This window comes from Enterococcus pallens ATCC BAA-351, assembly GCF_000407485.1.
GTDB lineage: Bacteria > Bacillota > Bacilli > Lactobacillales > Enterococcaceae > Enterococcus_A > Enterococcus_A pallens.
The window spans coordinates 581,742-606,730 of sequence record NZ_ASWD01000001.1; the positions used below are offsets into that span (position 1 = coordinate 581,742).

24 protein-coding genes are annotated in these 24,989 nt (G+C 41.3%); 9 read left to right on the forward strand and 15 right to left on the reverse strand.

Features of this window, described 5'->3' with window-relative positions; all coding sequences use genetic code 11:
• Window positions 1-280: 280 nt before the first annotated feature.
• From I588_RS02810 to I588_RS02825, 4 genes are all read right to left on the reverse strand, one after another.
• Window positions 281-1,597 (reverse strand): sensor histidine kinase, encoded by a 1,317-nt coding sequence (locus tag I588_RS02810; protein ID WP_010757428.1) that lies wholly within the window; start codon window positions 1,595-1,597, stop codon window positions 281-283.
• Complete coding sequence (locus I588_RS02815; RefSeq protein WP_010757429.1) at window positions 1,590-2,333, reverse strand: LytR/AlgR family response regulator transcription factor; 744 nt, start codon at window positions 2,331-2,333, stop codon at window positions 1,590-1,592. Before I588_RS02815 ends, I588_RS02810 begins: the two co-directional genes overlap by 8 nt.
• A gap of 407 nt (window positions 2,334-2,740) precedes the next feature.
• Window positions 2,741-2,953 carry a hypothetical protein gene (locus tag I588_RS02820; protein WP_010757430.1) on the reverse strand — a complete coding sequence of 71 codons (213 nt, stop codon included), beginning with the start codon at window positions 2,951-2,953 and terminating at the stop codon, window positions 2,741-2,743.
• Between the two features lie 10 nt (window positions 2,954-2,963).
• Complete coding sequence (locus I588_RS02825) at window positions 2,964-4,310, reverse strand: TRAP transporter large permease subunit (RefSeq protein ID WP_010757431.1); 1,347 nt, start codon at window positions 4,308-4,310, stop codon at window positions 2,964-2,966.
• Window positions 4,311-4,395: 85 nt separating this feature from the next.
• Between I588_RS02825 and I588_RS02830 the strand changes: the two genes are divergently transcribed.
• On the forward strand, window positions 4,396-6,267 hold the full coding sequence (locus I588_RS02830) for a sigma 54-interacting transcriptional regulator (protein ID WP_010757432.1): 1,872 nt from the start codon (window positions 4,396-4,398) through the stop codon (window positions 6,265-6,267).
• A 131-nt stretch (window positions 6,268-6,398) separates the two neighbouring features.
• Here I588_RS02830 and I588_RS02835 read toward each other — a convergent pair whose 3' ends face one another.
• Genes I588_RS02835 through I588_RS02850 form a run of 4 tightly spaced genes read right to left on the reverse strand, consistent with a single transcriptional unit; the run spans window position 6,399 to window position 10,718 of the window.
• Complete coding sequence (locus tag I588_RS02835) at window positions 6,399-7,097, reverse strand: RraA family protein (RefSeq protein WP_010757433.1); 699 nt, start codon at window positions 7,095-7,097, stop codon at window positions 6,399-6,401.
• The gene (locus I588_RS02840; RefSeq protein ID WP_010757434.1) at window positions 7,070-8,098 is read right to left on the reverse strand and encodes a hydroxyacid dehydrogenase; all 1,029 of its coding nucleotides are present in this window, start codon (window positions 8,096-8,098) and stop codon (window positions 7,070-7,072) included. The genes I588_RS02835 and I588_RS02840 overlap by 28 nt, the downstream gene beginning before the upstream one ends.
• Window positions 8,099-8,111: 13 nt before the next feature.
• Window positions 8,112-9,527: a DASS family sodium-coupled anion symporter gene (locus I588_RS02845; protein ID WP_010757435.1), complete on the reverse strand. Its 1,416-nt coding sequence runs from the start codon at window positions 9,525-9,527 to the stop codon at window positions 8,112-8,114.
• 21 nt (window positions 9,528-9,548) lie between these two features.
• Window positions 9,549-10,718: a metallo-dependent hydrolase gene (locus I588_RS02850; protein ID WP_010757436.1), complete on the reverse strand. Its 1,170-nt coding sequence runs from the start codon at window positions 10,716-10,718 to the stop codon at window positions 9,549-9,551.
• A gap of 306 nt (window positions 10,719-11,024) precedes the next feature.
• Between I588_RS02850 and I588_RS02855 the strand changes: the two genes are divergently transcribed.
• The 7 genes from I588_RS02855 (at window position 11,025) to I588_RS02885 (ending at window position 17,016) form a co-directional block, all read left to right on the forward strand.
• A complete protein-coding gene (locus I588_RS02855) occupies window positions 11,025-11,729 on the forward strand; it encodes an RraA family protein (RefSeq protein WP_010757437.1) in 705 nt (234 codons plus the stop codon).
• A 405-nt stretch (window positions 11,730-12,134) separates the two neighbouring features.
• The gene (locus I588_RS02860) at window positions 12,135-13,049 is read left to right on the forward strand and encodes a hypothetical protein (RefSeq protein ID WP_010757438.1); all 915 of its coding nucleotides are present in this window, start codon (window positions 12,135-12,137) and stop codon (window positions 13,047-13,049) included.
• Between the two features lie 115 nt (window positions 13,050-13,164).
• The gene (locus tag I588_RS02865) at window positions 13,165-13,767 is read left to right on the forward strand and encodes an MBL fold metallo-hydrolase (protein ID WP_010757439.1); all 603 of its coding nucleotides are present in this window, start codon (window positions 13,165-13,167) and stop codon (window positions 13,765-13,767) included.
• Window positions 13,768-13,848: 81 nt separating this feature from the next.
• Window positions 13,849-14,403 (forward strand): TetR/AcrR family transcriptional regulator, encoded by a 555-nt coding sequence (locus I588_RS02870; protein WP_010757440.1) that lies wholly within the window; start codon window positions 13,849-13,851, stop codon window positions 14,401-14,403.
• Between the two features lie 12 nt (window positions 14,404-14,415).
• Window positions 14,416-15,150: a nucleoside/nucleotide kinase family protein gene (locus tag I588_RS02875; RefSeq protein WP_010757441.1), complete on the forward strand. Its 735-nt coding sequence runs from the start codon at window positions 14,416-14,418 to the stop codon at window positions 15,148-15,150.
• Between the two features lie 46 nt (window positions 15,151-15,196).
• Window positions 15,197-15,538, forward strand: a complete 342-nt coding sequence (locus tag I588_RS02880; protein ID WP_010757442.1) for a DUF2568 domain-containing protein — start codon at window positions 15,197-15,199, stop codon at window positions 15,536-15,538.
• A gap of 269 nt (window positions 15,539-15,807) precedes the next feature.
• Window positions 15,808-17,016, forward strand: coding sequence for an aminotransferase-like domain-containing protein (locus tag I588_RS02885; RefSeq protein WP_010757443.1), 1,209 nt, complete (start codon window positions 15,808-15,810; stop codon window positions 17,014-17,016).
• Between the two features lie 47 nt (window positions 17,017-17,063).
• On the opposite strand, the gene I588_RS02890 is transcribed toward I588_RS02885, so the two are convergent.
• Both I588_RS02890 and I588_RS02895 read right to left on the reverse strand, forming a co-directional pair.
• The gene (locus tag I588_RS02890; RefSeq protein ID WP_139244012.1) at window positions 17,064-17,408 is read right to left on the reverse strand and encodes a type II toxin-antitoxin system PemK/MazF family toxin; all 345 of its coding nucleotides are present in this window, start codon (window positions 17,406-17,408) and stop codon (window positions 17,064-17,066) included.
• Window positions 17,408-17,668, reverse strand: coding sequence for an AbrB/MazE/SpoVT family DNA-binding domain-containing protein (locus tag I588_RS02895; protein ID WP_010757445.1), 261 nt, complete (start codon window positions 17,666-17,668; stop codon window positions 17,408-17,410). Before I588_RS02895 ends, I588_RS02890 begins: the two co-directional genes overlap by 1 nt.
• Window positions 17,669-17,925: 257 nt before the next feature.
• Between I588_RS02895 and I588_RS02900 the strand changes: the two genes are divergently transcribed.
• Window positions 17,926-18,369 (forward strand): hypothetical protein, encoded by a 444-nt coding sequence (locus tag I588_RS02900; RefSeq protein WP_010757446.1) that lies wholly within the window; start codon window positions 17,926-17,928, stop codon window positions 18,367-18,369.
• A gap of 85 nt (window positions 18,370-18,454) precedes the next feature.
• On the opposite strand, the gene I588_RS02905 is transcribed toward I588_RS02900, so the two are convergent.
• The 5 genes from I588_RS02905 to I588_RS02925 are packed head-to-tail and all read right to left on the reverse strand — an operon-like array spanning window position 18,455 to window position 24,989.
• Window positions 18,455-19,894 carry a glycoside hydrolase family 1 protein gene (locus I588_RS02905; RefSeq protein ID WP_010757447.1) on the reverse strand — a complete coding sequence of 480 codons (1,440 nt, stop codon included), beginning with the start codon at window positions 19,892-19,894 and terminating at the stop codon, window positions 18,455-18,457.
• A gap of 20 nt (window positions 19,895-19,914) precedes the next feature.
• Window positions 19,915-20,817 carry an ROK family protein gene (locus I588_RS02910; protein ID WP_010757448.1) on the reverse strand — a complete coding sequence of 301 codons (903 nt, stop codon included), beginning with the start codon at window positions 20,815-20,817 and terminating at the stop codon, window positions 19,915-19,917.
• Between the two features lie 28 nt (window positions 20,818-20,845).
• Window positions 20,846-22,030 (reverse strand): MFS transporter, encoded by a 1,185-nt coding sequence (locus I588_RS02915; RefSeq protein ID WP_010757449.1) that lies wholly within the window; start codon window positions 22,028-22,030, stop codon window positions 20,846-20,848.
• Window positions 22,031-22,034: 4 nt separating this feature from the next.
• The gene (locus I588_RS02920; protein ID WP_010757450.1) at window positions 22,035-23,513 is read right to left on the reverse strand and encodes a DUF1593 domain-containing protein; all 1,479 of its coding nucleotides are present in this window, start codon (window positions 23,511-23,513) and stop codon (window positions 22,035-22,037) included.
• A 39-nt stretch (window positions 23,514-23,552) separates the two neighbouring features.
• A complete protein-coding gene (locus I588_RS02925) occupies window positions 23,553-24,989 on the reverse strand; it encodes an FGGY-family carbohydrate kinase (protein WP_010757451.1) in 1,437 nt (478 codons plus the stop codon).

Sequence of the window (24,989 nt, forward strand, 5' to 3'; positions counted from 1 at the left end):
AAGGACGACTCATTTCTTGCTATTAATTTAGCATCCAATGAGTTGTTTTTTTGATTATTGTCAATTTTAACACCTTTAAATGTAAAAATTAACCTAAAAAAGATATTTACCCAACATGATAAGTTAGTTTTAATTTCAAAGTTAGGTTTTGAGTAACTTAAATCATCGCAGTTCAACTTTATTCAAAAAAACACATCAACTGTCTTGTACCGCCCCCAAAAAGTTAGACTTTTTTGGGGCACTACATTCAAGTTGGTGTGTTTTTGTAAGATAAAAATGATTACTTTGCTTCTATTAAGTTTCCTTGATTGAGAATTGATTTTGATTCTTTTTCAAACAATGTCAGTTCCATGATAAAGGATTTCTCCTGCCAGGATTCGTTTAACTCGCCATCATATTTATTAACAATGTCCTGAATACAAGTTCGACCAAACCCATGATTATCCGTATCTACTTTTCTCGTTTCGAATGAGCGGTGCAATCCGTCAATTGTATTTTCGCAAATCAAGAATAGGCACCTTTTTCTGAAGCTTATTCGTAGAAAAATATGCTTTTGCTCCGGACAATAGTCGCAGGCTTCAATCGCATTATCTAATATATTTCCTAATAAGGAAGTTAAATCGTATTCATCAATTGCCAAATTTGGAGGAAGTTCCACCTGAAATTCACAGCTGACTCCTTTTTCTTCTGCTTGTCGATACTTATAACTTAGCAATGAATTAACTGACTGATTAGGTGTGAAATGAAGATGCTTCACCTTTGCAATTCCATCGAACCAATCCTTTAGCTGCTTACGGATTTGCGGATAATCTTCCTCATCTAAATAACCTTGCAGCCGCAGCATTTGATTCTTCATCTCATGGCGCATCATGCGAATTTCCTGCTGGTAGTTCTCGACTTGTTGATAGTGCTCCAACATCATTTGCTGGTTTTGGGCTTGCATTTGATACCGGAGATTTTTTACCGCTGAATCCTCTGTTAATTTGGAGTAAGCGTAAAAGAGTCCCATTAAAAGTAAGATTAATACAAGAGAGAATATATTGGTTTCATAAAGCATCGTTATAGAGATATAAAGCCACGTAATAATAATGGCGATATGAATCAACAGTAAATTGGTTGGCAGCTTATGGAGTGGCTTTCTCTTACCTTTATACATCACTAAGAAAAACAGCATAATCAATAAGTTAGACATTTCTCCAGAATGCCAATCTGTTTGATCCAGTAAAGTCGCTTCCTCAGGTGTCATCATAAGATTAACGATCATCCAAAGTACTGACTCAGTGAACGTTCCTATATACACGTACAAGCTTGCAACAAAAAGCTTCTGATATCGTTTCCCTTGATAAAAGATTAAGTTTACAAACTGATGAACAAAGGACAGCGTGTACAACAGAACGGTTCGCAATATTCCGGGTCCCAGAGGAAGTAACGCCATATTTATTTCCAAATAGAGCCAGGTACTGATGATCATTGTCAACGCAATTGTTCCTAACTTCACTCCTGATTTTCTAGTTAGGAAGTAATTGTTTAGGAGGTAAAGATTTATCGAAGTTACTAATATAAAAACTGGCACTGAAAACAAAATATCCTTAAACATACTGCTCACCTCCCAAGTCCTGCTCCATTCCCTCATACTGAAGCAGATGCCTTCGATACATTTGGTGGAAGTGCCCATGATATTTCCTGCTGATAGCAAGCACTCGTCCACATTGCAGCAGTACGCGTTTATTTTCTACACGTTGTAAAAATTCCATATTCACTAAATAGGATTTATGGATGCGTGCAAAAATACCCGTCTCAATCTTCTGCTCCACTTCATCTAAAGTATCATAGTATTCGTGTATGATCTGGTCTTGTGTGTGAATGCGAATCTTCCTGCCGGCACTTTCAAAATACTCAATTTGCGAAACAAATAAACTGTAAAATTGCTTGCGGCTAACAAAGCGGAACAACAGCCTCTTTTTAGAAAAGAATCGTTCGGCAGAAAACAACACCTCTGTTGCTTTGTGAACATCCAACGGCTTCACTAAATAATGGAAAGCTCTCACATCAAAGGCATTTGGCATTTCCTCTTCATGATTTGTCACAAAAACCAGCAAAGCTTCAGTATCACGTTTTCGGATCAGCTTTGCCATCTGCAAACCATCTAAACCTGGCATTTCAATATCCAACAAATACAGCTGAAAAAATGCCGGATTTTCCTCTAAATAGTGTAGCAGCCGTTCACTTGAATAGAACACCTCACATTCACAGCCCTGCTTAAACACTTCATTCACTAATTTCTCTAGCTTCTGACAGAAAATCGGATCATCATCACAAATTACGACATTCATTATTATCTCCCCCTTACCCCATTAATGTAATTTTATCACATGAAATAGTTCAGAAATATATTTTTCTTAACAAAATGAACTTTATTATTATATACATCGAATATAAAAAGAATTATTTAGTAAATAAAACTTGTTAAAAGAGTAGGTTTTTGGTAAAATACTCAATTTTATAACTTAACGTGGGACTTTTAGCTGCGTTGACTGATTGTTTTTGTTGATGGCTTAAAAACTAACGATATATTTACAGCTCAACAAAAAAGAGGTATCAGACAAAAACTGTCCAATACCTCGAAAAATAGTTAATTATGTGTGATTTTTTTCTATTTGAAAAAATGTTTACAACATACTTTTCATTGTGAAAGCATAAAAAAACAGAATCACAGTCAGCTGCAATTCTGTCAGTTTCTCTAATTTTTCTTCTTTCCATAAGACAACAGGTAGCATAATGCACCGGTAATCGCCGCACAGGGATAAATCCATGAGAACCATCCGTTGGCGTGAACCATCAAATAGCTGTTGCCTAATACTAAGCCAACTAGTTGTATCAGTACCAGCAGAAAACCGCCGACGATAAATAATACAAACCCAGCAATAATGATTTTTTCCATAAAATTTCGCATCTTTACCCTCCTAAACAAACAATGGCAAGTAGCCCATGGCGATCAACCAGCCAATTAAGGTGATTGGGACAACAAAATATTTGATCAATGGATAAAAAGTGGCTTCCGGTCGGCTGTCAGTCAAGCCGGCAGCAATAAAAATCGAACCCGATGCTGGTGGAGAAGCACCCTCGGTTGATGCAAACACTAAAATAGATACAACTGCAGCCAATGGCGGTACCCCAACGCTGGTCAAGCCAGTAAAAGCAATTAAGCCAATTGAAGTCAAGGTGGCTGTTGAAGATAATGGTCCAGCAACTAGAACTACCAGCAGTCCAATCAGCAAGACCATAATCGGTTTCGCAAAGTTCATAGTGTCAAACAGCTGAACCAGCTCAGCCGCTAAGCCTAACTCGCCAAAGATTTCACTGGCCGCAAAAGCAAACAGCAAAACGCCGCCGATATTTTTGTAATGCGGGAAAAGGGTATCCACTAAATAGGCTTTATTAGGAATATTTTTCTTTAGTTCTTTATGCCCTAAAATGAAAATAATCGTAATCATCAAAATTGGAATCCAAGTAAGCAGCGAGATGGCGCCCAATGCTTCCTCCATCCCAAAGTGAGCACAAACCTTACGCATCGGACCAATCGTCAAGGTAATTGGAATAATCGCCCCTAGAAATACCAGCAGGGAACGGCCGTTTTGCGCAAAAGCTTGTCTAAATGAAGGTTTGCCTTCGGCGGGAAGTGCCTGAATATCTTCTTTGCGCATAAGCCAAGCGACTAGCCCCAAGCGATAAATCACCTGATAGATCCCTGAAACAAATAATGCAATGTACAGCTGTCCCTCAGTGATCAATTGATTGATTTGAGCAAAGCCAAGCATAATAAACATTGAAGCACTCGGTGGGAACCCAGCGCCTAATCCACCATTACCAGCCAGCAAAGTCGCCACAATTTCTTTTTTCCAACCGGTCCGAATCATCCATTGAGCGGTAAAAGTACCCGAGGTTGCAGTATTAGCCGAATTGGAGCCTGAGAGCATCCCTAAAACAGCGGATAAGGCAATATTAACGAATGCCGGCCCGCCGCGAAAATTCCCCAGCAAGGAATCGAAAATGATCAAAATACCATTTAACAATCCAGATTCTTTAATCAAATAGCTCATCAAAACGAAAGCTAGTGAAGCAAACAGTACTTCGTTGGATAATGCTTTCAAAAAGCCGTATGCCAACAGCTCAAAGAAGCGGCTGCCACCGAACAAAGCCACTACAATGAAGCCCAGAATCATCCCTTCCGCCATATTACGCTTCACGATGACTGCCCAAACCACGATTAATAGAATATAGACAATTAATGCCCCCACTGCATTCCCCATAATATAAACTCCTCAAAAAATATTTTATGTATGCCATTTCATTTTGAAACCCTCTAGTGTAAAATGAAACCAACGAGGTGAAACGATGAAAGATGAAAATATTGTAATTGTCTCGCCATCTGATAGCTTTTCTAATCAGGCGCTGCAGGTGATGAATGAAATGGGGCTTCATTTCCCCATTCTGCATGCTTCTGGCGAAGAATATTTTGATAAAATTCAACAGATGGTCGAAAATACGCCTGTTTACGCCATTATTACTCGTGGGTACAACGTTAAGTTCTTACGGGAAAAGCTCCCTGTCCCCATCGTGGATGTGCGTTATACCTTCGAAGATATTTATCATTCTTTCCAGCATGCACTGGAAATTTCCAACAAGGTAGCCTTCATTTCAACTGATGTAGCTCATGACCGGGCAAAAGTTTTCCAGGAAATGACTCAACAGCCGATGGTCATCCCAAAAGTAAACACCCTGCCGGATATTCCAATCGCCGTTCAAAGACTGATCGGTGAAGGCATCGAGGTGTTCATTGGTGGTCGAGCAACTGAGGAAGCAGCCTCTAATTTAGGAGCTCGTTCAGTTGATATTCTAGTTGAAGAAGGCTCAATTAAAACCGCTCTGACTGAGGCAATCCATTTGGTTCAGCTGGAAAAGGAAAAGCAGCGGAATCAATCCTTTATTGATGCCATTCTTGAAACCACCGAAAACGGTCTGATTGCCGTTTCGTTGGATGCAAGTGTTACTTTTATTAATCAAAAGGCCCGCAGCTATTTTGGGGAGGAATTGAATAGGTTCATACATACATCCTTGATGAAGCTGATTCAGGAGTCTGCTGAATCCAATTATAACTTGATTAACCAGCTAGTGACAGCTAATTATCAGAATTTCATTTTGAATATTTCGCCAATTACCATTGAAGCCGAGACAATCGGTTACCTAGCCACTTTAGAAAAGCTGGATGAGCTTCAGGTTAAAGAAGGTGATGTCCGAACCAAGCTGTCGATAAAAATCAATGCCGCTAAACGCAGCTTTGAAGATTTAATCGGCTCCAGCACAGCGTTGCAGCAAACCATTCAAATGGCCAAAAAATACGCTTCTACCGAATCGGTTGTCCTGATTAATGGTGAGTCAGGAACCGGAAAAGAGCTGTTTGCTCAAAGTATTCACAACTGTTCGCCACGTAAATATGAACCCTTTATCGCCATCAACTGTGCGTCATTATCCGAAAGTGTCTTAGAAAGCGAACTGTTCGGATACGTAAAAGGCGCCTTTACCGGAGCCGCAACTGATGGTAAAGCTGGTTTGTTTGAGGCTGCTCACAAAGGAACGATCTTCTTAGACGAAATTGGTGAAATCTCTCTTAGCTTTCAAGCGAAGCTGTTGCGGGTCCTTCAGGAAAAAGAAATCACCCGGATCGGTGATACAAAATCTATCCCAGTAGATGTTCGCATTATTTCTGCCACTAACCGTAATTTGGTTAAGATGGTGGAACAAGGCGATTTCCGGGAAGATTTGTATTATCGGCTGGATGTTTTAAATTTAAAAATCCCGCCTTTGCGCGATCGGCAATCGGATATCAAAGAGCTGGTTCTGCATTTTTTAAGCAAGGCGAATAAGCCGTTGAAGATTTCTTCTTCAGCCATTCAGCTGTTAACCACCTACGAGTTTCCAGGAAATATTCGACAATTGGAAAATATTGTCGAACGTCTGATTGTGTTATCTGACAATGCTGCGATTGATTACGAGCTGGTTCGATCGATTATCGTCAATGAGCCGCAGCTGAAAAAGCAAGCGGAAACCCATCAACCTGCTTCGACGACTTCGCTTCCAGAGGCTGAAAGAGAATTAATTGCCCGTACGTTGATTCGCTTCAACAACAACAAAACCTTAACCGCCAAGGAGCTGCAAATCAGCAAGTCAACCTTGTGGCGGAAGATTAAGCTTTATCAATTAGAATAAGGGAAAACTGAAACACAAATCTCAGTGATTCGTGTTTCAGTTTCTTTTTATGCTTTATGAACGGTCAAGTTCTTCACTTTTTTCGCAGGCTGCAGTCAATGTTTGCTGCGTCCGGCTTGTTAAATTTTTCCTTAGAACTGGTACTCTTCGTCAATAACATCAATGCCTTTGGCTTCTAAGGTACGTTCAACCCAAGAGCGATCAGCTGTACCGCTGGAAGCAATTTTAACCTTGGCACCGTCAGCCGCTGCATTAGCTTCAGCTTTTTCAATCAAGTCGGCTGCGTCATTTTTAGAAATGACAATCACGCCATCTCGGTCGCCTAAGATGATATCGCCAGGCATTACCGCAATGTTGCCGATAGAAATCGGTGTATTAATTTCACCCGGACCTTCTTTGTAAGGGCCGCCTGGTGTTGAACCGGTTGCGTAAATCGGGCATTTTTCGTGAGCAATTACATCTAAGTCACGAATCGGTCCATCAATTACGATACCTGCAACTTTTTTGAAGTCCGCCAAGTATTTGTACATAATCTCACCCATGATAGCACGAGAGCGGTCGCCTTCGTTGGAAAGGATAATCACATCGCCTTCTTGAGCAATATTCAATGCTTTGTGCAGCATTAAGTTGTCGCCAGCGCGCGCCTTAACGGTTAAGGCTACGCCGCACATGCGTTCTTCAGGTGAAGATTGCAATTTGATTTCTGGTGACAAAGCGGAAAGTCGTCCCATACAGTCAGCTACGTTGGCTGCTGGTAATTCTTTATAGCGTTCCACTAATTCCTTAGCAGGTAAGCTGCGTTTTAAATAGATGCGGTTTCCAATTGACATGCTGGTTCCTCCTCTTTCAAATCCGTATAAATAGTTGCTGAATCCCAATCGATTGCTTTAACTGGCCATGTTGGTTCTTTGCCTTCTGCCACTTCTACAATTCCCATTGCTGAATGCAAGGATGCACGATTAGTTGCTTCGACTGTAGCGGCTCCGATATGTGGCGCCACAACAACGTTATCCAAGTAAAGAATTGGGTTGTCTTGATCCATTGGCTCTTTTTGTAAAACATCCAAGCCAGCTGCGGCAATCACATTGTTTTTGCAGGCTTCGTATAATTCTTTTTCGTTCACCACCATACCACGAGCCGTGTTAATGAAGAAGGCGGTTGGTTTCATCATTTCGAATTGTTCTTTGCCGACAAATTCTTTAGTCACTTTAGTTGTTGGACAATGCATTGATACAAAATCAGATTCCTTAAAAATGCGATTAATATCACGAACCACTTCCACGCCTTCTGGGAAATCTTTAGCAGGTTTGTATGGATCGTAAGCCAACACTTTCATATGGAAAGCATCACGACATTTTTCTGCTACACGAGAACCGATATTTCCGCAGCCGATAATGCCGACTGTTTTGCCGTCTAATTCACACTTCGGTGTACGTAATTTTGCTTTGTAGTAATCTTCAATGAAGGTATCTTTCACTTTTGTAAAATTGCGTGAGCAGTAAAGCATGTAGAAGACTGCTGTTTCAGCAACAGAGGTTGAGTTAGCTGTTGGGCAGTACAATACTTGTACGCCATGATCTTTAGCTGCTTCTAAATCAACAGTATCAAAGCCTGCTCCGTGACGAACGATTACTTTTAAGCTATCTGCCGCCTCAAATACTTCGCGAGTAATTTTTGATAAGCGGACTACCATTGCATCGATACCTTTGATGTCGCGAATAATATCCTCTGTTTCCATACCTGATCCCGTAACTAATTCATGTCCACGACTTTCTAAGTAGTCGCGACCCTCTTGCATAATTTCTTGTGGTAATAAAATTCTCCATCCCATGTGTTCTCTCTCCTTACCAAATTCCTATTAATTTCCAATACGGTAGACCAATAACTGTGAAAATAATCAAAGCTACTCCTACCATAATTGTGCCGATTTTCCAAAATTCTTTTTGTGAAACATAATTTGAAGCAAAGGCGATTAAGCCGGCACCATTTCCATAGTGCGTCAACCATGAACCATAGCTGGCAAAGAAAGCCAACAATAAAGTTAGAACCATCAAATCTGCTTGTGTTCCCATGGCAATTGCAAAGATTACCGGGAAGAAGGATGCCACGAAGGCGCTGTTGGATACGAAGAAGTAGCGCACCACCAAACTTACAAACAACAGAACATACGTTACAACTAATCCATTTACACTAGAAAGATCCAATATCTTATTTAACAAGTCAGCTAACCATGTGTAGAAGCCGGCATTCGCCAAGCCAGTCGCAACGCCGTAAAAGGCACCGTACCAAACGAAGATATTCCAAGCACCTTTAGCACCGATTACATCATTCCAATTTAAAATACCTGTTACTAATACTAAAGCTAAGAAGACAAAGCCGACATTTTGTGTGCCCAAAGCAACAAAAGTTAGTTTAGGTCCAAACATCCAGCCTAAAACAGCTAAGATAAAGATTACGAATAATTTCTTTTCAGCCGATGTTACCTTGCCCATTTTTTGCAAGTTTTCTTTGGCTTGAATTTTAACATCAGTCAATTCAGTTAATTCTGGTTTATAAAGCTTGTACACCACAAACGGTCCAGCCAATAGCACTAAGCCTGCTGGTACGACTGCTGCCATAAACCAAGTTCCCCATGTTAAAGGAATATCCAACATTTCTAATGCTAAAGAAGCAGTAATTGCATTGGTTGCCATCCCTGTTAGGAAAAGCGCTGAGGTACTTTGCGAAACAATATACGAAAGAATTGTTAAGTATCCACCTAATTTTCTTGGATTCTTATCAGGATAAGAATCAACACCTTCAGCGATATTACGGAAGATCGGATAAATGATGGTCGTCCGTGAACTGTTAGAACCGGTTGCTGGACTTAAGATTAAGTCAGTCAGCATCATCAAGTAACCCAACCCTAAAGTTGAATTCCCCGAACGTCCCAATAAAATGTAGGCCATCCGGCGACCCAAGCCGGTTTTAACGAAGGCCGTACAAACGATGGTTACCGTTGCCAAGAACCAAGCCATACTGTCGCCGTATCCTGACAGCAGCGTCGTCGGCTCCATGAACATCACGCCAAGACCAATAATAATCAAGGTAATGACTGGCTCTGACATCGGCTTGATAATCAAGCCGGACAGTAAACCAAGATAAACTGCTACCAAGTGCCAAGTGTCTGCTTCTAATCCAGATGGAGCTGGAATGTTCCAAAGAATCACTGGAATCGCCAGCACCACCGCTAGTTTTATAATTGTTTTCCTATTCAACATCCTGTGCTTCCCCCTATTGGCCTAAAAATCAATTTGTCTAAATACAACAACACCATTACGAACGGTCAACTGGTTTTTAAACAATTGTTTGCCGACCATAGTTTTGCCCACAGTATCTTCAAAGACAGTTTCTTTGTCGATAATTTTAAAGATGGAAACGTCTGCTGCAGCACCTGGAGCCAATGTTCCGATTTCACCTTCAAGTCCCATGATTTTAGCAGGTGTAGTAGTAACAGCCTTCATGATATCTGCTAGTGACAAGCCCATGTTTAAGTATTTCGACATGATAAATGGCAAGTTTACTACTTTTGAAGGGTTGTAGCAGTTTTTGCATGTGCAATCTGTACTGATAACATCTGGTAAGAAGCCATCTTCAATTGCTTTGTACGCTACATCGAAGTCAAAGTGAGCAACACCGTTCGATGAGTCGAAGATTACACCGCGTTCGCGAGCATCTTTGATTTTGTCTAGGACTTTGCCGTCTTTGTCTAAAGCGATGTTGCCAACACCATGATAAATGTGTGCGTAAATGTCGCCTGGTCGGAAGTATTCAGCTAACTCGCCGGCATCAATAACTGGATCAGTCGTATGCACACAGATTGGGCAGCCGATTTCTTCAGCAATTTTGATGGTTTCCAACAATGGCTCCATGTATAAGTTGCGATCTTCTAACAAATCTTTACTGAAGCGTAGTTTCAAGCCGATTAAGTTGTGTTTGTACTCTTCAAAGGTTTGAATAATTTTGTCGCGGTTAAAGTTCTTTGGATCGATATTTTCCAAGTAGCCTGTTGGTCCGCCACCTAAAGTAGCTAAGCCAACGTTTACTACGTTCAAGTAACTCTTAATACGGACAACACTTGGTGTGATGATTGAATTGTAGAAGCTGCGGTAATTCCCCCAACCGGCACTCCCTGCATCAACCACTGAAGTTACCCCATTTGGCAAGAACGCTGAGTTAGGCTCCACACAGATTGGCGCGCCGTTGTAAAATACGTGCGCATGGAAATCAATCAGGCCTGGAAATACGTAACAGCCGCTAGCATCAATCACACGTTCTGCTGAAAGAGTTGCTTCATCTAATCCAGCTACATCAACAATCTTGTTGCCCTTGATTCCGATACTTTTCACTTCATCGACATTGCTGCTGGTGTCGTAGACTCTCCCGTTTTTAATCAAAATATCTAGTTCCATTTTGAATCCCCCTTTTTTCTTATACTTTCTATAAAGCAAGTGGCGTGCCAACTTCTAATCATCAATAACAAGGGTTTTTGTAAGAGTTTCCAATTCATCTTTCGTTTCATTTTGAAACTATCGATTCTTTTTGAAACGAAAAATCTGTATCTTTTGTGATTAACTGATCTTTTTGAAAATTTTCATGATATTCCACGAAAATGCCGCACCAAAAGAATCTACACTACTTATTCTCATTCAGATGAGCTGGGTGTAAAATAAGATATAGCGAATTTGTTACATGGTAAACAAAAAGGAGGAAATTTCATGCCGATTGGAAACCGAGTCTATTTAAAAAGAATTTTGCCAGACCCAGAGTTAGTTCTACGCTTCAGCAAATTGCCTACCGCTGATGTTGCTGACTGTATGTCGCGTACGTCTGCTCTGTCACCAGATATCCAGCTGCAGTCTTCGCCCGAAAACTATATGTGCGGTGCTGCTCTAACTGTTAAGGCCAGAGCCGGCGACAACCTGATGCTGCATCAAGCCATGCAACTGGCTCAGGAGGGAGACGTGATTATTCTTTCTAATGAAGGGGATCGTTCGCGTGCTCTTATGGGAGAAATGATGTATAAATATCTGGCTGATTTCAAAAAGGTGGCTGGTATTGTGATTGATGGTCCGATTCGTGATTTAGATGTGATCGCTCAGGAGAAATGTCCGATTTATGCAACGGGATCGACACCGCAAGCTTCTTATAAAGAGGGACCAGGGGAAGTCAATGTCCCCATTTCTGTTGGGAGTGTTGCTGTAATGCCTGGTGATATTGTTTTAGGTGACCGCGATGGCGTGATCATTATTCCTAAGAATGATGCCGCAGCTATCATCGACCAAGCCGAAGCTGTCACCGCCAATGATCGAATCAAAGTTCAGAAAGCCGCCGCTGGCGATATTGATCATGCTTGGCTAGCTAGTACAATGGAAGAAAAACAGGTAGAGTTTGTTGATGAGGCTTATTGGGAGGCCTTTTAACAGCTGTCGAATCACTGAATAAGCCCCTATGCAGACTAAAGTCGAACATAGGGGCTTGTTCAATAATCTTCTATTATAGTTCATTTTACTTACGCTTCTCATAATCATACTTATATTAATGATAGCGGAAAGCCAATACGATTTTTCAATCCACTTCATTGTTTCCTCCTCTAACACTCTTTTTTGTAAATCATGGAATATACCTCTTTCCCTATTTTACATATATAAAATTTAATACGTAAAACGGTTAAATAGCGAGTTTATTTCCTTCCGTTCTCATTTTGTCCCAAAAAAGGGACAAAATTGAACAGTTTTTTGAAAAGTTGAAGAATTGCTTGAAGCTGAAAAAATACTTCGGTACTCTTTAAGCAAATACAAGAACGTTTACCAGAAGGAGAACAAATTATGCTTACTCAACGAACTATTTTTTTATCCAAAAGAACGACACTTGAAAAGAAATTTAGCGACGCTGCGGATCAAGGTGTGGAAAAAGGCGATTTAATTCAATGTGCAGTAGCTGTTATGGTACGCAATGCATTCACACCAATCGACCTATCTTACTTAATCAAGGATCAAATTCGTTCTTGGTTTCTCACCAACGCAGTGGCGCGTTCTGCCCGCAAATACTGTATTTATTTTCGCGAATATTTTACTGCCGACGAATGGAAAATAATAATTGATCAGTTATTTGACAGCAAAGAGGAATTTTTACAAGTGACGGAACGGCTTCGTTTACATATTGAAAAATTACAACCAATGCTGCATTCCGGCAGCTGGGAAGCACAAACGAAGCAAAGTCTTGTGACAGTCTTCAAAGATGAGAATGGAAAAAAGCACGGCTGGACCTTAAGCAATGTTGATCGCAAATATTCGACACAGGAGAATTGTGATCTGTTGGCAATTTTGACTACCTTAACGATTTTTGAAAAGGACGGGGTACGCCGCTTTACTGAATTGGTGAAAAATAGCTTTACTACCACGTTTGCAGACTATAACAGTGAAAATGAAGATGAGCGTGTCAAAGTTTGGAGAGAACATCCTAAGACCACGGAAGAAGAAAATGATTCAGCCGAACTAGAAGAAAACCAGCAGAAAACACCAACAAAAACGAAGGACTCAGACGACTCTGCTTCTAAAACGGAAGAATTGACAAATAATACCACTATAAATAGTAGCAAAAATAAAACCGGTCTCAAAAAGACCATGGATCATCAGAAAAAAAGGAAGACACGAGATCCTTTTAAGGACCCGGACAAAAAAGCCCAACAAAGTTTCATTAAGCCTAAGAAGAAGAAACGGAAGAAGAAAAAACGGAAATAATCCGCAGTTTTTTGAATAGTTGCACTTTGTCTATTTGACAATAGGTAAAAATCCTGTATACTTCAAACTAATCCGATTAGTTAATAACTATTCAAGAAAGTTTGCGAGGCAACAGATGAGAATACAAAAAATAGGAAAACTCTACCAACTAACCCCTAGAATCTTTCCGGTTAACTGCTTTGTGTATGAAAGATCAAATAGTCTACTCATTATCGACATGGGCGTTAAAGGATTTGTTGAGGAGATTCTCAAGCTGGAAAAGAAAACAGGAAAACGAGCCACCACCTTGCTGCTTACCCATGCTCATGGAGACCATGTTAATGGTGTACCCGCATTCAGACAGTGTTTTCCAGAAGCTAAGATTGGTATTTCTGTCAGAGATAAGAAAATAGTCGATGGTGATTTGAGCCTTTTTGCTGATGAAGCGCAGAAAAAAATCAAGGGAGGCATTCCTAAAGAACCGATTCCTGTCGATTTTACTTTCCAGCCAGGAGAAGAAATTGAAGAGGTGAAGGTTGTCGCTTGTCCGGGCCATACTCCAGGTTCTGTCGCCTTCTTAAGCAGCGAAGGGTTGTTAATTGCTGGGGATGCCTTCCAATTAAGTGGCGGGATAGCCGCATTCGACCCTTTTTCCCCTTCCCTGCGCTTGCAACCTGGGATGCTAAAACGGCTTTGGTCAGTGCCAAAGCATTATTGGAATTACGCCCGGAGCTGTTAGCAGTTGGGCACGGAAACATGTTGGAGCATCCATCGGTTGAGATGAGCCATGCAATTGAATAGGCCGAAAGGAGGCTAAAACTTGAAAAAAATCACTAAAGCGGACATCATCGCTGCAACTGTAGGTATCTTAAACAAACACGGTGTGGCTGGTGTTAGTCTTAAAGAAGTTGCGGAAAAACTAGAAATTAAGCCTCCTTCCTTATACAATCACATAAAAAACCGGGAAGAATTGTTGAGCTTAGTTGCTGCATTTAGTTTAGAACGTTTTTATCATGCCCTGTTAACAGCTAGTGCAGGGATCCAAAAAAAAGAAGCCTTATTTGCCATGTCTGAAGCGTATCGGAAGTTTGCCCTTGCATTTCCTGGTCAATACGAGCTTATTCAAAGGCAAAACTACTGGAAAAATACACCAGCAGAAGCTACTTCCGATCAAATTGTGGGGCTACTGCAAAAAGTTCTGGCAAGCTTTGCACTACCAAAGGAAGAACAAATTCATTTTATCCGCTTAATGCGAAGCTATCTTCACGGATTTTCTTCATTAACTGGAAATAATTCGTTTCAACTCCAGGAAGACATCGAAGAAAGCTTTCTTTATGGATTGAAGACTATCTTTTCGGCACTGCCGGAGGACTAGAAAGGACACACCATGAGAAACTATTCATTAACAGTCAACGATTTAGTGATTGAGGCAGCCTTTGATGAAGAAAATATCGAAACGATTTTCTATCCGCTTTTAAAGAAGTGGACGAAGTTGCAAACATACAAAGGTAAGCGAATCTTTGTTTTTCTAGCAGCTCCTCCCGGCTGCGGGAAAACTACCTTGGCCCTTTTCTTGGAGCAGCTGTCCAAAAACACTCCTGATTGTACACCCATTCAAGCAATTGGATTGGATGGTTTTCATTACGATCAAGCATTTCTCAACTCGCATTCTATGAACATGGACGGACAAACGGTTCTAATGAAGCATTTCAAGGGACATCCAGCAACTTTCAACGTACCGTTGTTAATTGAAAAAATTAAGGCAGCCCAGGAGAAAGACAATTGGTGGCCCATCTATAGTCGCAAGCTTCACGATGTTGTTCAAGATCAAATACAGCTTACCGAAAAAATTATTTTGCTGGAGGGCAACTATCTATTGCTGGATACCCCACCATGGAATCAGCTTCAGGAATACTGTGAAGATCGAATATTTTTATCTACTGATACGACTGTTTTAGAAGAACGTTTGATCCAGCGGAAAATGCTTGGCGGATTGTCTTACGAGGCTGCACGCACCTTTTACGAACAAAGTGACAAAAGAAATGTTGAATCCATCCTAGCAAGTGATCATCACGCTGATACGGTTCTGTATGTAACCGATGGTATTTTTCAGTTGAATTAGTCTGAAATGGTTCAAGTTTATAAAAATAGGAAGGTTCGGTGATTCAATGTCTTTTTTAGCTGCAATTACTTTGGGAATCCGATTTATTTTGGAAATAATCACCGTTATCGGCCTTGCCAGTGGCTTTTTTCTACAAAAATCTTGGACTGAAAAATTTTTCTTCGCTTTGCTGGCTTGTGGTGTAGCCGTCGTGTGGGCAAAATATGGTGCACCAAAATCGCCAACTAGCTTAACTGGCGTGAATAAATTACTCTTAGAGCTGATTGTCTACAGTATTGGAATTTTGGGAATTTGGCGTGTTTTTGGATTACGTACCGGACTGATTTACGCACTTTTTGTTGTGGGAGATTTACTGCTAATGTATTTATTGGGATTGCAAGGGCATTAATTTTGGGAAACAGAAACAGTCATTTTGCCCTCCCTGACCGATAATTTCTGAGTTAATAGCTATAATTCTTCCACTACAAATGATCCACCAACAGCATCTAAAAAAAATCTCCCCCCTTGTTTTCCTTGCGATAATTGCACCCCCTCTCCGAATTTCTTTACTTAGAAACCCGTCATTAGTGAAGGTAAAAAAAAGAGTACATTAAATTTCTCCAATGTACTATACTTGAATTTGTAATGTTTATTTAATTTTTGACGGGAGATGGATGGATGAATTACCATTATTCAACAAAAGTACCAACAAGTGACACCGATGCTGTAGGCGATCTTTTGCGAGTAGCTGCAAATCCGGAAATTATTTCCTTTGCGGGCGGTCTGCCTGCACCCGAATTATTTCCAGTAGAAAAGATCCAAGCGGCCGCCAACCAGGTCTTTCAGGAAAAAGGCATGACCGCTTTGCAATACGGCAGTTCAAAGGGCATTCCCGAGCTCCGAGCAATTATTGTGGAGCGTTTGAAACAAGATGGCATCACTGTTGATGAAGAACAAATTATGATCTCTACCGGCTCTCAGCAAGTTCTGGATTTGACTAGTAAAATGTTTATTAACGAAGGCGATACCGTCATCGTAGAAAAACCAACCTATTTATGTGCACTGGACGTTTTCAAATCTTACGGGGCTAACCTGGTAAGTGTAGAAATGGATGAAGAAGGTATGAAGCTGGATATGCTTGAAGAAGCATTACTAGCAAATCCTAATACAAAAATGATTTACACGATTCCCACTTTCCAGAATCCCACAGGACGGACACTTTCGCTAGAGCGCCGCAAAAAACTGGCACAATTGGCGGTGGAGTATGATGTTTTAGTGTTGGAGGATAATCCCTATGGTGCAGTACGTTTTGAAGGAACACCTTTACCCGCAGTTCGTTCCTTTGATGACACAGGTCACGTAATTTATACCAGTACCTTTTCTAAAATTTTGGCTCCTGGCTTACGCTTAGGCTGGGTCGTTGCACCGCTTGAATTGATCAATAAGTATACGATTATGAAACAGTCGGTGGATTTGCATTCAGATAATTTGGCGCAATTTATTGTCGCCTCTTTCTTTGAAAACAACGACATTGACAAGCACATTGCGAAAATTACTGGTTTGTATAAAGAACGAAAAGATTTGATGATGAACGCTATTAAGAAATATTTTCCAGAAACAGTTACCTGCAGCCAACCAGAAGGCGGAATGTTTATCTGGATTGAAGTTCCTGGCATCACAAATACCCAAGAGCTCTTTGATCGTTGCATTCAAAATAATGTTGCTTTTGTACCTGGAGAGCCTTTCTACTGTGACGAAATCGTACCTGGCACCTTCCGCTTAAATTATTCCAATATGCCAGAAGAGCAGATTGAAATCGGAATGAAACGTTTGGCCCAGGCAATTAATGAAGTGCTGGCGGAGCAGTTAGAAATTGAATATAACTAACCTCGAGCACAGCAATAAGCCGTCAGATACTATCTGGCGGCTTATTGCTAGTACATCAACTTTAGCTTTAAAATGCATTCTGATACTAATTCGGTAGGCGCTTTTTCTATAAATTTAAATGTTCTGGTCTCTAAATCCAACATCCTATGTTGTTCCAGAAGCACGTCACCTACTACCTGCATTTCTGGTGCAAGAGGAATATGCAAAGGAAAGGTTTTTGCTTTACTAGTTATGGGAGCAACCCCAAACATATAATTAAGGTAACGGAGAGGTTTTGTTAGAACGATACATGGTCGGTACCCCTTTTGCTCATGACCTTTAGTTGAATCAAAATCTAAAAAAATAATATCTCCTTGTTGCAGCTCGGAAAAATGCTTGTTGCCTTCTGCCATCATAGAATCTCCCGCCCTTGCGGATCATCCCAATTATACTTATCTTCTTTACCTAGAGGAGTGCTATCATAATCAGCGAAAAGTTCATCTAAGGTTGTTGGATACTCTTTTTTAGGAATAAGTGTGATTTTACCATCGCCAGCGACCATTCTGAAGGTTACATTCGTATCAAACTCACCAATTTCAGCTAATTCTTCTTTACCGATTCTTATTCCTTGAGAATTTCCCCATTTCTTCAGTTCTATGTCTTTAATAATCATGAAACATCCTCCTTTACAACTAAAGTATATACTTGTATAAACAATAAGTCAATTATTCTATTTAAACTTTCAATAAAAAAGACAGGAATTGATCGTATAGCTTTTTTGATCGGATCCATACTGACTAAATCCAGGTTTGTGATATGTAAGCATCTTCAAGTACTTTGGTTCTGATTGTATAGGTGTTAACTGAATGATACAATTTAAGCAACTTTAAAAATAGACTCATTTAAAAAGGTTATACAGGAGGGCTTTCCATGGCAAAACAATTGAAGCTGATATGGCTGCTTACTTGTATTTGCTTTGGATTAAGCGGATGTGGCAAAAATTATATTTCTAACATCCGAACAGACTCAGAGCCGATCACTGAACAATTTCCTTCGTTGCCAATACCTGATCGAATGTATTGGCAGCATGCAAAACAAAGTGGTGTGGGGCTGGATCATCAAGAACTGGCACTCTTTCTTTTTTATCCAGATGTAAATCAATTTAATACTGTCAAAGGCCAACTGATTTCTGAGCAAAAAGTTTTTTCAATAGAACCAGCTTTCCTCCCTGAGGAATTGGAGAACCAGTCTATTTCTTGGAATGTCGCTAAAACAGCTGCTTACTTTCAAGAGGAGATCGTTGAACCTAAAGCAGTGGATGCTTATTGGTGCGATGAAGAACAAGTGGTTTATCTATTTATGAGCTGGGATTAGCCGTTCATTCCAATTTTCTCGCAAAAAAGGAGGAGTAGAAGCTGCCAGTCGACAGGTTCTACTCCTCCCTTTATTCTATTATTTACTACAGCTTCTCTCCATTGGTGGCAATGACTTCTTTATACCACTCAAAGGATTTTTTCTTCGAACGATTCAAGGTTCCGTTGCCTTCATCATCCAAATCAACATAGACAAAGCCGTAGCGTTTGCTCATTTCACCAGTTGAAGCACTGACCAAATCAATGCAGCCCCATGGTGTGTAGCCCATCAGATCAACACCATCCGCAACTGCTTCACCCATTGCTTCGATGTGACAACGCAGGTAGTCGATTCGATAATCGTCTTCAATGATGCCTTCTGCTGGAACTTGGTCAATCGCTCCTAAACCATTTTCTACGATAAACAATGGTTTTTGGTAACGGTTGTACAATTCATTTAACGCAATGCGCAGTCCTTCTGGGTCAATTTGCCAACCCCATTCGCTGGCTTCTAAGAATGGATTGCGGACACCGCCTAATAAATTGCCGCCAACTTCTTCGCTGTCTGGATTGGTTTCATTAATCGCTGAAGACATGTAATAGCTAAAACCAATATAATCCACGGTGTGCTCTTTCAACAGGGCCAAATCTTCGTCAGTAATGTCTAAATCATTCCAAGTAATTCCCCGTTCACCTAACATCCGTTTAGTGAAGGCTGGATATTCACCTCGTACTTGAACATCGGTACAGAAGAAATTGAACTCCTGATTTTGTACCATTGTTGCCAATTGATTAATTGGGTTGGCATCAATACTGTAGGTAGTTGCGTAAATAATCATACAACCGATCTGCAGGTTCGGATTCAGCCCATGCCCAATTTTGACTGCTTTGCTGCTGGCTACGAATTGATTGTGCCAAGCCTGAACAATATTTTTAAACTCGCCGCCACCTGTACTTTTCACCATCCCTTGGCTCAACGCTGGAAAATGAAATGCTGAGTTGATTTCATTGAAGGTCATCCAGTATTTCACTTTCGCTTGATATCTTTCTAGCACTACTTTTGCAAAGCGTTCATAAAAATCGATTAGCTGACGATTTTTCCAGCCGCCATATTCCTTGGCTAAGTGTAAAGGCATTTCGTAGTGAGAAATTGTTACTACCGGCTCAATATCGTATTTCAGGCATTCATCAATTAGGTCGTCGTAAAACTTCAGCCCTGCTTCATTCGGCTTAGTTTCATCGCCCTTTGGAAAAATTCGTGTCCAAGCAATCGAGAATCGGTAGCATTTAAAACCCATTTCTGCAAACAAGGCAATGTCTTCCTTGTAGCGATCATAATGGTCAATACCGCGATGATTGGGATAAGTATACTTTTCCAGATCTAAGCTCCAGTCAAAAGCTTCGCTGCTTAACACTTGCATCCGAATTTTGCCGCCGGGCATTACATCCGCCACCGATAATCCTTTGCCGTCACGATCATAGGCACCTTCTAGTTGATTGGCAGCTGTTGCGCCGCCCCATAAGAAATTTTTAGGAAATTTTGACATTTATTCATCCTCTTTCTGATTTAAGCATTGTCCAATTGTAAAAACAATTGGTAAATTGCTCCTAATAAGTTGGCCTCGCTGCGAAAATGACAAGGCAAGATTTCTAATGGTTCAAAGCTGCTCCTTAATAACGGCTGCTTGTCACGAGCAAGCTGGTATTGCTGATTGATTTCTTCGATCAGCCGATTTTGCGCACTGATGCCGCCACCGATAACTGCTCGCGAGATATCTAATGTGGCCTGCAGATTGATCAAAATACGGGCAATGATCTGGCAATACTCGCTAAACATTTTTTGTAATTGGTCATTTTTCCCCTGTGCCAATGCTTCAAAAACTGCTTGGCCGTCATTTAGATTTTCCAGCCCCAGCAGCTTGCAGGCTTCCTTGATAAAACGCACCGCCGAGGAATGCCAGCCGACTAGTTTTTCTGGGTCCTCTAGCTGCTGATAATTAATCAAAAAACTCAATTCACCCGCCTGAAAATGACTCCCCTGAAAGAGTTCCCCATTAAGAATCAAGCCGCCGCCGATCCCGGTCCCCAGCACAACGGCTGCGCCATTGTCGACTTCCTTCAAGTTGCCTAACCACAATTCAGCCAGTGCCGCAGCCTTGCCATCATTTGACAGCGCACAAGGAATTCCATACTTCTCTTCAACAAGCGCTTTCAAACCAACTTCGTGCATGTACTCTAAAGAACCACCATGATAAATAATCCCTTTTTTAATGTCGATTTTACCTGGCAAACTAATCCCAATCCCTTTAATTTGGTCTTGCACTTCGTCAATCAGCTGAAACAGATCCACCAGGAATTGCTCCCGTGTTTTTGGTGTTGCAATTTTTTTGACAGACAAAAGATTGCCCGCACGGTTGACCAAGCTATATTTAATGTAGGTCCCTCCTACATCGATACTTAAATAGTCCACTAAGGCACTTCCTTTCGTCCAAGTTGTTTTAAGCTGCTTCGGCTGCCGATTTCTCTTTTTTGAAGGTACCGCTGATTAATAAATACAATACCGCAAAAGCTAAGAAGCTAGCTCCCGAAAACAGTAGTGAAAATTGAGCTGTATGATTGTTAAAGATGCTGCCGACAAAAGATAGCAGGTAAGGTGAAATCCATGAGCCTAGGTTGGTTCCTACCATTGCAATTGATACGGCTAGGTTGGCCGAATTCTTCGGTGCCTTTTCCATAATGGTTCCAAATGAATAAGGCAGAAAAGCCGAGCTTCCTAAGCCGCTGATCAATAATCCAGCAGTAAAGACCGCCATGTTTGGTGCAAATGAAACAATTAGAAATCCTATTCCCATGATAGCATAACTAAAGACCAACGTAAGATGTTTTGTTACCTTCACTACGTGTCCATATAAGAAATTTCCCAAGAAACCAACTAAAGTGAACAAGGATAAAGCTGTTCCTAAAAAAGCCGGGTTCGCAAAATTCGCTTCCTGAACCAAGGTACTGGCCTTCAAGAAAATAGCCATCAAAAAGCCGAAAGAAAAGAACAAGGCAATACTGGATAGAATCACAAAGCGGTTAACGGTTTGTTTGCCCACCTCGTTTGTGTCAGCTGCCGCATCATTTTCAACATCTGGAACATACACAAAGAACAATAGGAAAGAAACAATAGCTAAGAAATAAATGCCATACGCATAATGCCAATCATAGGTTACTAAGATTCCAGCAATAAAGGTCGTAATCGTTTGGCCGATACTTTGTACTGCACTTTGATAGCCCAGCATTTTATTGCGTTCATCCCCATTATAGAATTCGTTAATTAGGCTGACCGCCAGTGAATTGAACATCCCTAATCCAGCACCTAATACTAAACGAGAAACATAGACGATGGTATAGTCAGCTGAAAACATCGGTACAACCCCAGCCGCACCAGCCAGGAACAAGCCCAGTAATACGGTTTTTTTAGTTCCTAACATGCGAACTAGAAAAGCACTTAGCAGGACGAAGATCATTACGGTGATATTGGAAGCAGTAACCAACGCTTCAACCGCGGTAGGGCCGCGATCGGCAAAGGTTTCCTGCATTTTTGACACGGTAATGGCAATTGATCCGCTTGAGGTCAATAGTAGGGAAATTGATAGCAGGGCAACTTTAAACATTTTTTGTGAGATTTTTTTATTCATCGATTTATCCTTCCTTTGTTGTTAAAATAATGCGACGGTAGGTCTTCAGTTTGTATTCACCATCATTAACTACTTCCAAAATCAAGTGCAGTGTTTGGCCAGGTTTGATATCTTCTGGTACATAGCAGGTTACCTGTGGCGTATTGGCCCCCTCCAGTTTAATCGCCGGATGACACTGTGTAACAGATTCTGCTGATTGACCAATTACAAATCCTTCAATATCTTCATAGCTGGGCTCCAGCAAATCCATCGGTGTATAAGTGGACGCCTCTTTGTAAATCCACCACTGGTAATACAAGGGTCTTTGATTTGGATCTTGGGCTTCACAAGCAATCACAACTTTTTCCCCTGGATTTACTTCGCGGTCCAACGAACCCTCTAAACGAACGACCGGATAATGAGTGGCCTCTTCAAAGGATGCCGCTACACACCATTGTGCCCGGGCTTTAAAATCATCTTGAATATCATCCAGCCAGCGAGTTAAGGTGTATTCTGACTCGAACTGCTGCGTGTAAGGATTGTAATCCAGCGCATCATTGGTAAAGAGATACGGATTTTTTTCTTTAAAACGTCCGCCCCAGCCGCCAAAGGAGGGATCTTCATCATTGCGCAAGCCATTATTCAATAAATAGAAGAAAGACGGCGAATCTCCTTCTGATATAAATTCATATCTTTGGTATTCAGGATTGTTGGCTAAATAATTATCTGATCCTCGCTGTTCCTCGGGCAGTTCACCCTCTAGTAAATTACCGTCACCCATCAAGGCATATTTTTCCAGCAATGGACCATAATTGGTTTTCAAATCGTAGTTCCATTCGCTGGATAAGCGCGTAGTCAAGTTGCCGTTAACCTTTTTCCATACATAAGCAAAATGCCAAAAGCTGAAGCGATCATTCACTACTTTAATTTTCCAATTTTTTGCAATATAGTCACTGTAGGTTTCGTCCTGATCCAAAATGATATACAAAACGACTGTTTCTTCGATCCGTTGCTTAAGTGCTGACCATTCAGGTGTTGTACTGTATTTTTCCTCCAATGATTTCAACGCTCGGGCCGTAGTATTGGTGCCACCCCAGGTTTGAATGTATAGTGGTCGTGGATCTTGATCCTGCAGCAAGTAGTTTTCAATAAATTGCGAGCCTGCCGTTTCCTGCGTCATTTCACCTTTGTAGCTGATATTACCTATATGATGCAGTTCCCGCAGTCGATCTGGTGTCGGATAGCCTTCTGCATGAACACATAAATTGCTGTATACCTTTTCATATTGATCAATGAACTCATTCATCCAGCTTTCACCAGTCCAACGGAAGGGCTCAATCCCTTTTTCCGGGTCCCCTGCGTAATGATAAACTGAGCTGGTTAACACAATACCTTCTGTATCAATTTCATTGCTGTACAGCAGGTAGCGCAGAAATGAATTCATATCGTCTACTTCACCATCGGTTGTAATAATTGTTCGAGCTTTGTTTTTTAAAGCTTTCATGATAGACCTCCTCTTTTTCCTATTCGGTTACCGTTATGCTTAAGTCAGCTCTGCCACGGTATTCACCAACTGATACCATTTTTGATACTTGCCGCTTATCTCCGGGTCATCCTGTGGTAAAACGTGCTGGCCAGCTAATACCGGCTGCTCCAGCGACTGTCCAGTTAACAGCATCGCTCCCAACGCAGACAACTCTTCAATATCATTGACAATAATTTCCTTTTGCAGCAAATTGGCTAATTGCTGAATCAGCGTACGATTCCGAGTAACGCCGCCATCTACTTTAATCACTTGGATCGTGTGACCCGAAACCCTTTCCAATACATCAATCACTGCTTTGACCTGAAACATAATACTATCTAAAATTGCCCCCAGCATATCCAGCTTAGAAGTCGTCCGCTTCAAGCCAATAAAAGCTCCTGTTGCTTCATTGTTCCAAAACGGAGCACCTAAGCCCTGCAATCCTGGTAAAAAATAGACATCTCCTTGACGGTCGTCTTTTAGAATCTGGTTACACAAGGCATTGCTGTCGGTTAAATTTGTCACCTGCATTTCAAACCAGCGAATTGAATCGGCACACGAGCGAATAATTCCTTCCAGTGCATAGTGCGTTTTCGTTCCCTGACGTTGGGCAATCGTGGTCAGGATACGCTGATCATGATACGTATCATTTTCTCCCACCTGCATCATAATCGAGCAGCCGGTTCCCAGAGTTGCCTTCACTTCGCCAGGTTTTAAACAGCCCTGACCGTAAAGCGCCGCCTGCGAATCAGCCATAATTCCTTGAATCGGAATCCCTAAATAGTGACCTACTATTTCCGAAGAGCCCTTAATAGCTGGGAAATCTGCGGCAGCTCCACCGAAAATTGCCATTAATTCTTCATCCCAGACGTGAGTATGGATATTGTACAACAGCGTGCGGCAGGCGTTGCTGGGTTCGGTGACGAACATCTGCTGCTGGGTTAAGTTCCACACCAGCCAGCTGTCGATCGTTCCGATTGCCAATTCTCCGCTGCCGGATTTTTCAGCAATCGCTGGTATTTCCTCATAAAGCCATTTGATTTTAGTGCCAGAAAAATATGAATCAATCGTCAGGCCCGTCTTAGCTTGAACGAAGGCACTTCTTCCTTCATTAATTAGTTCTTCGCAAATCTTCAAGCTGCGATTACACTGCCAGACGATTGCGTTGTAAAACGGCTCGCCCGTCACCCGATCCCAGGCGACGACTGTTTCCCGTTGATTGGTAATGGACAGAGAAGACACCTGCTCTGGCTGCAGCTTAATTTCTCTCAGTGCCTGCTTTAGCAGCTCGTCTACATTGTGCCAAATTTCTATTGGATCATGTTCCACCCAACCAGCCTGGGGGAACAGCTGCTGGTGGGCTTTGTCATACCGTTTAAAAAGCTGTCCTTTTTTAAATACCAGCAGCTTAGTTCCCGAGGTACTTTGATCAATCACGAAACGATAGTTCTTCAT

Coding starts and splice junctions, on each gene's coding strand:
- I588_RS02810 (WP_010757428.1), bottom strand. CDS start 1,597: ATGTTTAAGGATATTTTGTTTTCAGTGCCAGTTTTTATATTAGTAACT.
- I588_RS02815 (WP_010757429.1), bottom strand. CDS start 2,333: ATGAATGTCGTAATTTGTGATGATGATCCGATTTTCTGTCAGAAGCTA.
- I588_RS02820 (WP_010757430.1), bottom strand. CDS start 2,953: ATGCGAAATTTTATGGAAAAAATCATTATTGCTGGGTTTGTATTATTT.
- I588_RS02825 (WP_010757431.1), bottom strand. CDS start 4,310: ATGGGGAATGCAGTGGGGGCATTAATTGTCTATATTCTATTAATCGTG.
- I588_RS02830 (WP_010757432.1), top strand. CDS start 4,396: ATGAAAGATGAAAATATTGTAATTGTCTCGCCATCTGATAGCTTTTCT.
- I588_RS02835 (WP_010757433.1), bottom strand. CDS start 7,097: ATGTCAATTGGAAACCGCATCTATTTAAAACGCAGCTTACCTGCTAAG.
- I588_RS02840 (WP_010757434.1), bottom strand. CDS start 8,098: ATGGGATGGAGAATTTTATTACCACAAGAAATTATGCAAGAGGGTCGC.
- I588_RS02845 (WP_010757435.1), bottom strand. CDS start 9,527: ATGTTGAATAGGAAAACAATTATAAAACTAGCGGTGGTGCTGGCGATT.
- I588_RS02850 (WP_010757436.1), bottom strand. CDS start 10,718: ATGGAACTAGATATTTTGATTAAAAACGGGAGAGTCTACGACACCAGC.
- I588_RS02855 (WP_010757437.1), top strand. CDS start 11,025: ATGCCGATTGGAAACCGAGTCTATTTAAAAAGAATTTTGCCAGACCCA.
- I588_RS02860 (WP_010757438.1), top strand. CDS start 12,135: ATGCTTACTCAACGAACTATTTTTTTATCCAAAAGAACGACACTTGAA.
- I588_RS02865 (WP_010757439.1), top strand. CDS start 13,165: ATGAGAATACAAAAAATAGGAAAACTCTACCAACTAACCCCTAGAATC.
- I588_RS02875 (WP_010757441.1), top strand. CDS start 14,416: ATGAGAAACTATTCATTAACAGTCAACGATTTAGTGATTGAGGCAGCC.
- I588_RS02880 (WP_010757442.1), top strand. CDS start 15,197: ATGTCTTTTTTAGCTGCAATTACTTTGGGAATCCGATTTATTTTGGAA.
- I588_RS02885 (WP_010757443.1), top strand. CDS start 15,808: ATGAATTACCATTATTCAACAAAAGTACCAACAAGTGACACCGATGCT.
- I588_RS02890 (WP_139244012.1), bottom strand. CDS start 17,408: ATGGCAGAAGGCAACAAGCATTTTTCCGAGCTGCAACAAGGAGATATT.
- I588_RS02895 (WP_010757445.1), bottom strand. CDS start 17,668: ATGATTATTAAAGACATAGAACTGAAGAAATGGGGAAATTCTCAAGGA.
- I588_RS02900 (WP_010757446.1), top strand. CDS start 17,926: ATGGCAAAACAATTGAAGCTGATATGGCTGCTTACTTGTATTTGCTTT.
- I588_RS02905 (WP_010757447.1), bottom strand. CDS start 19,894: ATGTCAAAATTTCCTAAAAATTTCTTATGGGGCGGCGCAACAGCTGCC.
- I588_RS02915 (WP_010757449.1), bottom strand. CDS start 22,030: ATGAATAAAAAAATCTCACAAAAAATGTTTAAAGTTGCCCTGCTATCA.
- I588_RS02920 (WP_010757450.1), bottom strand. CDS start 23,513: ATGAAAGCTTTAAAAAACAAAGCTCGAACAATTATTACAACCGATGGT.
- I588_RS02925 (WP_010757451.1), bottom strand. CDS start 24,989: ATGAAGAACTATCGTTTCGTGATTGATCAAAGTACCTCGGGAACTAAG.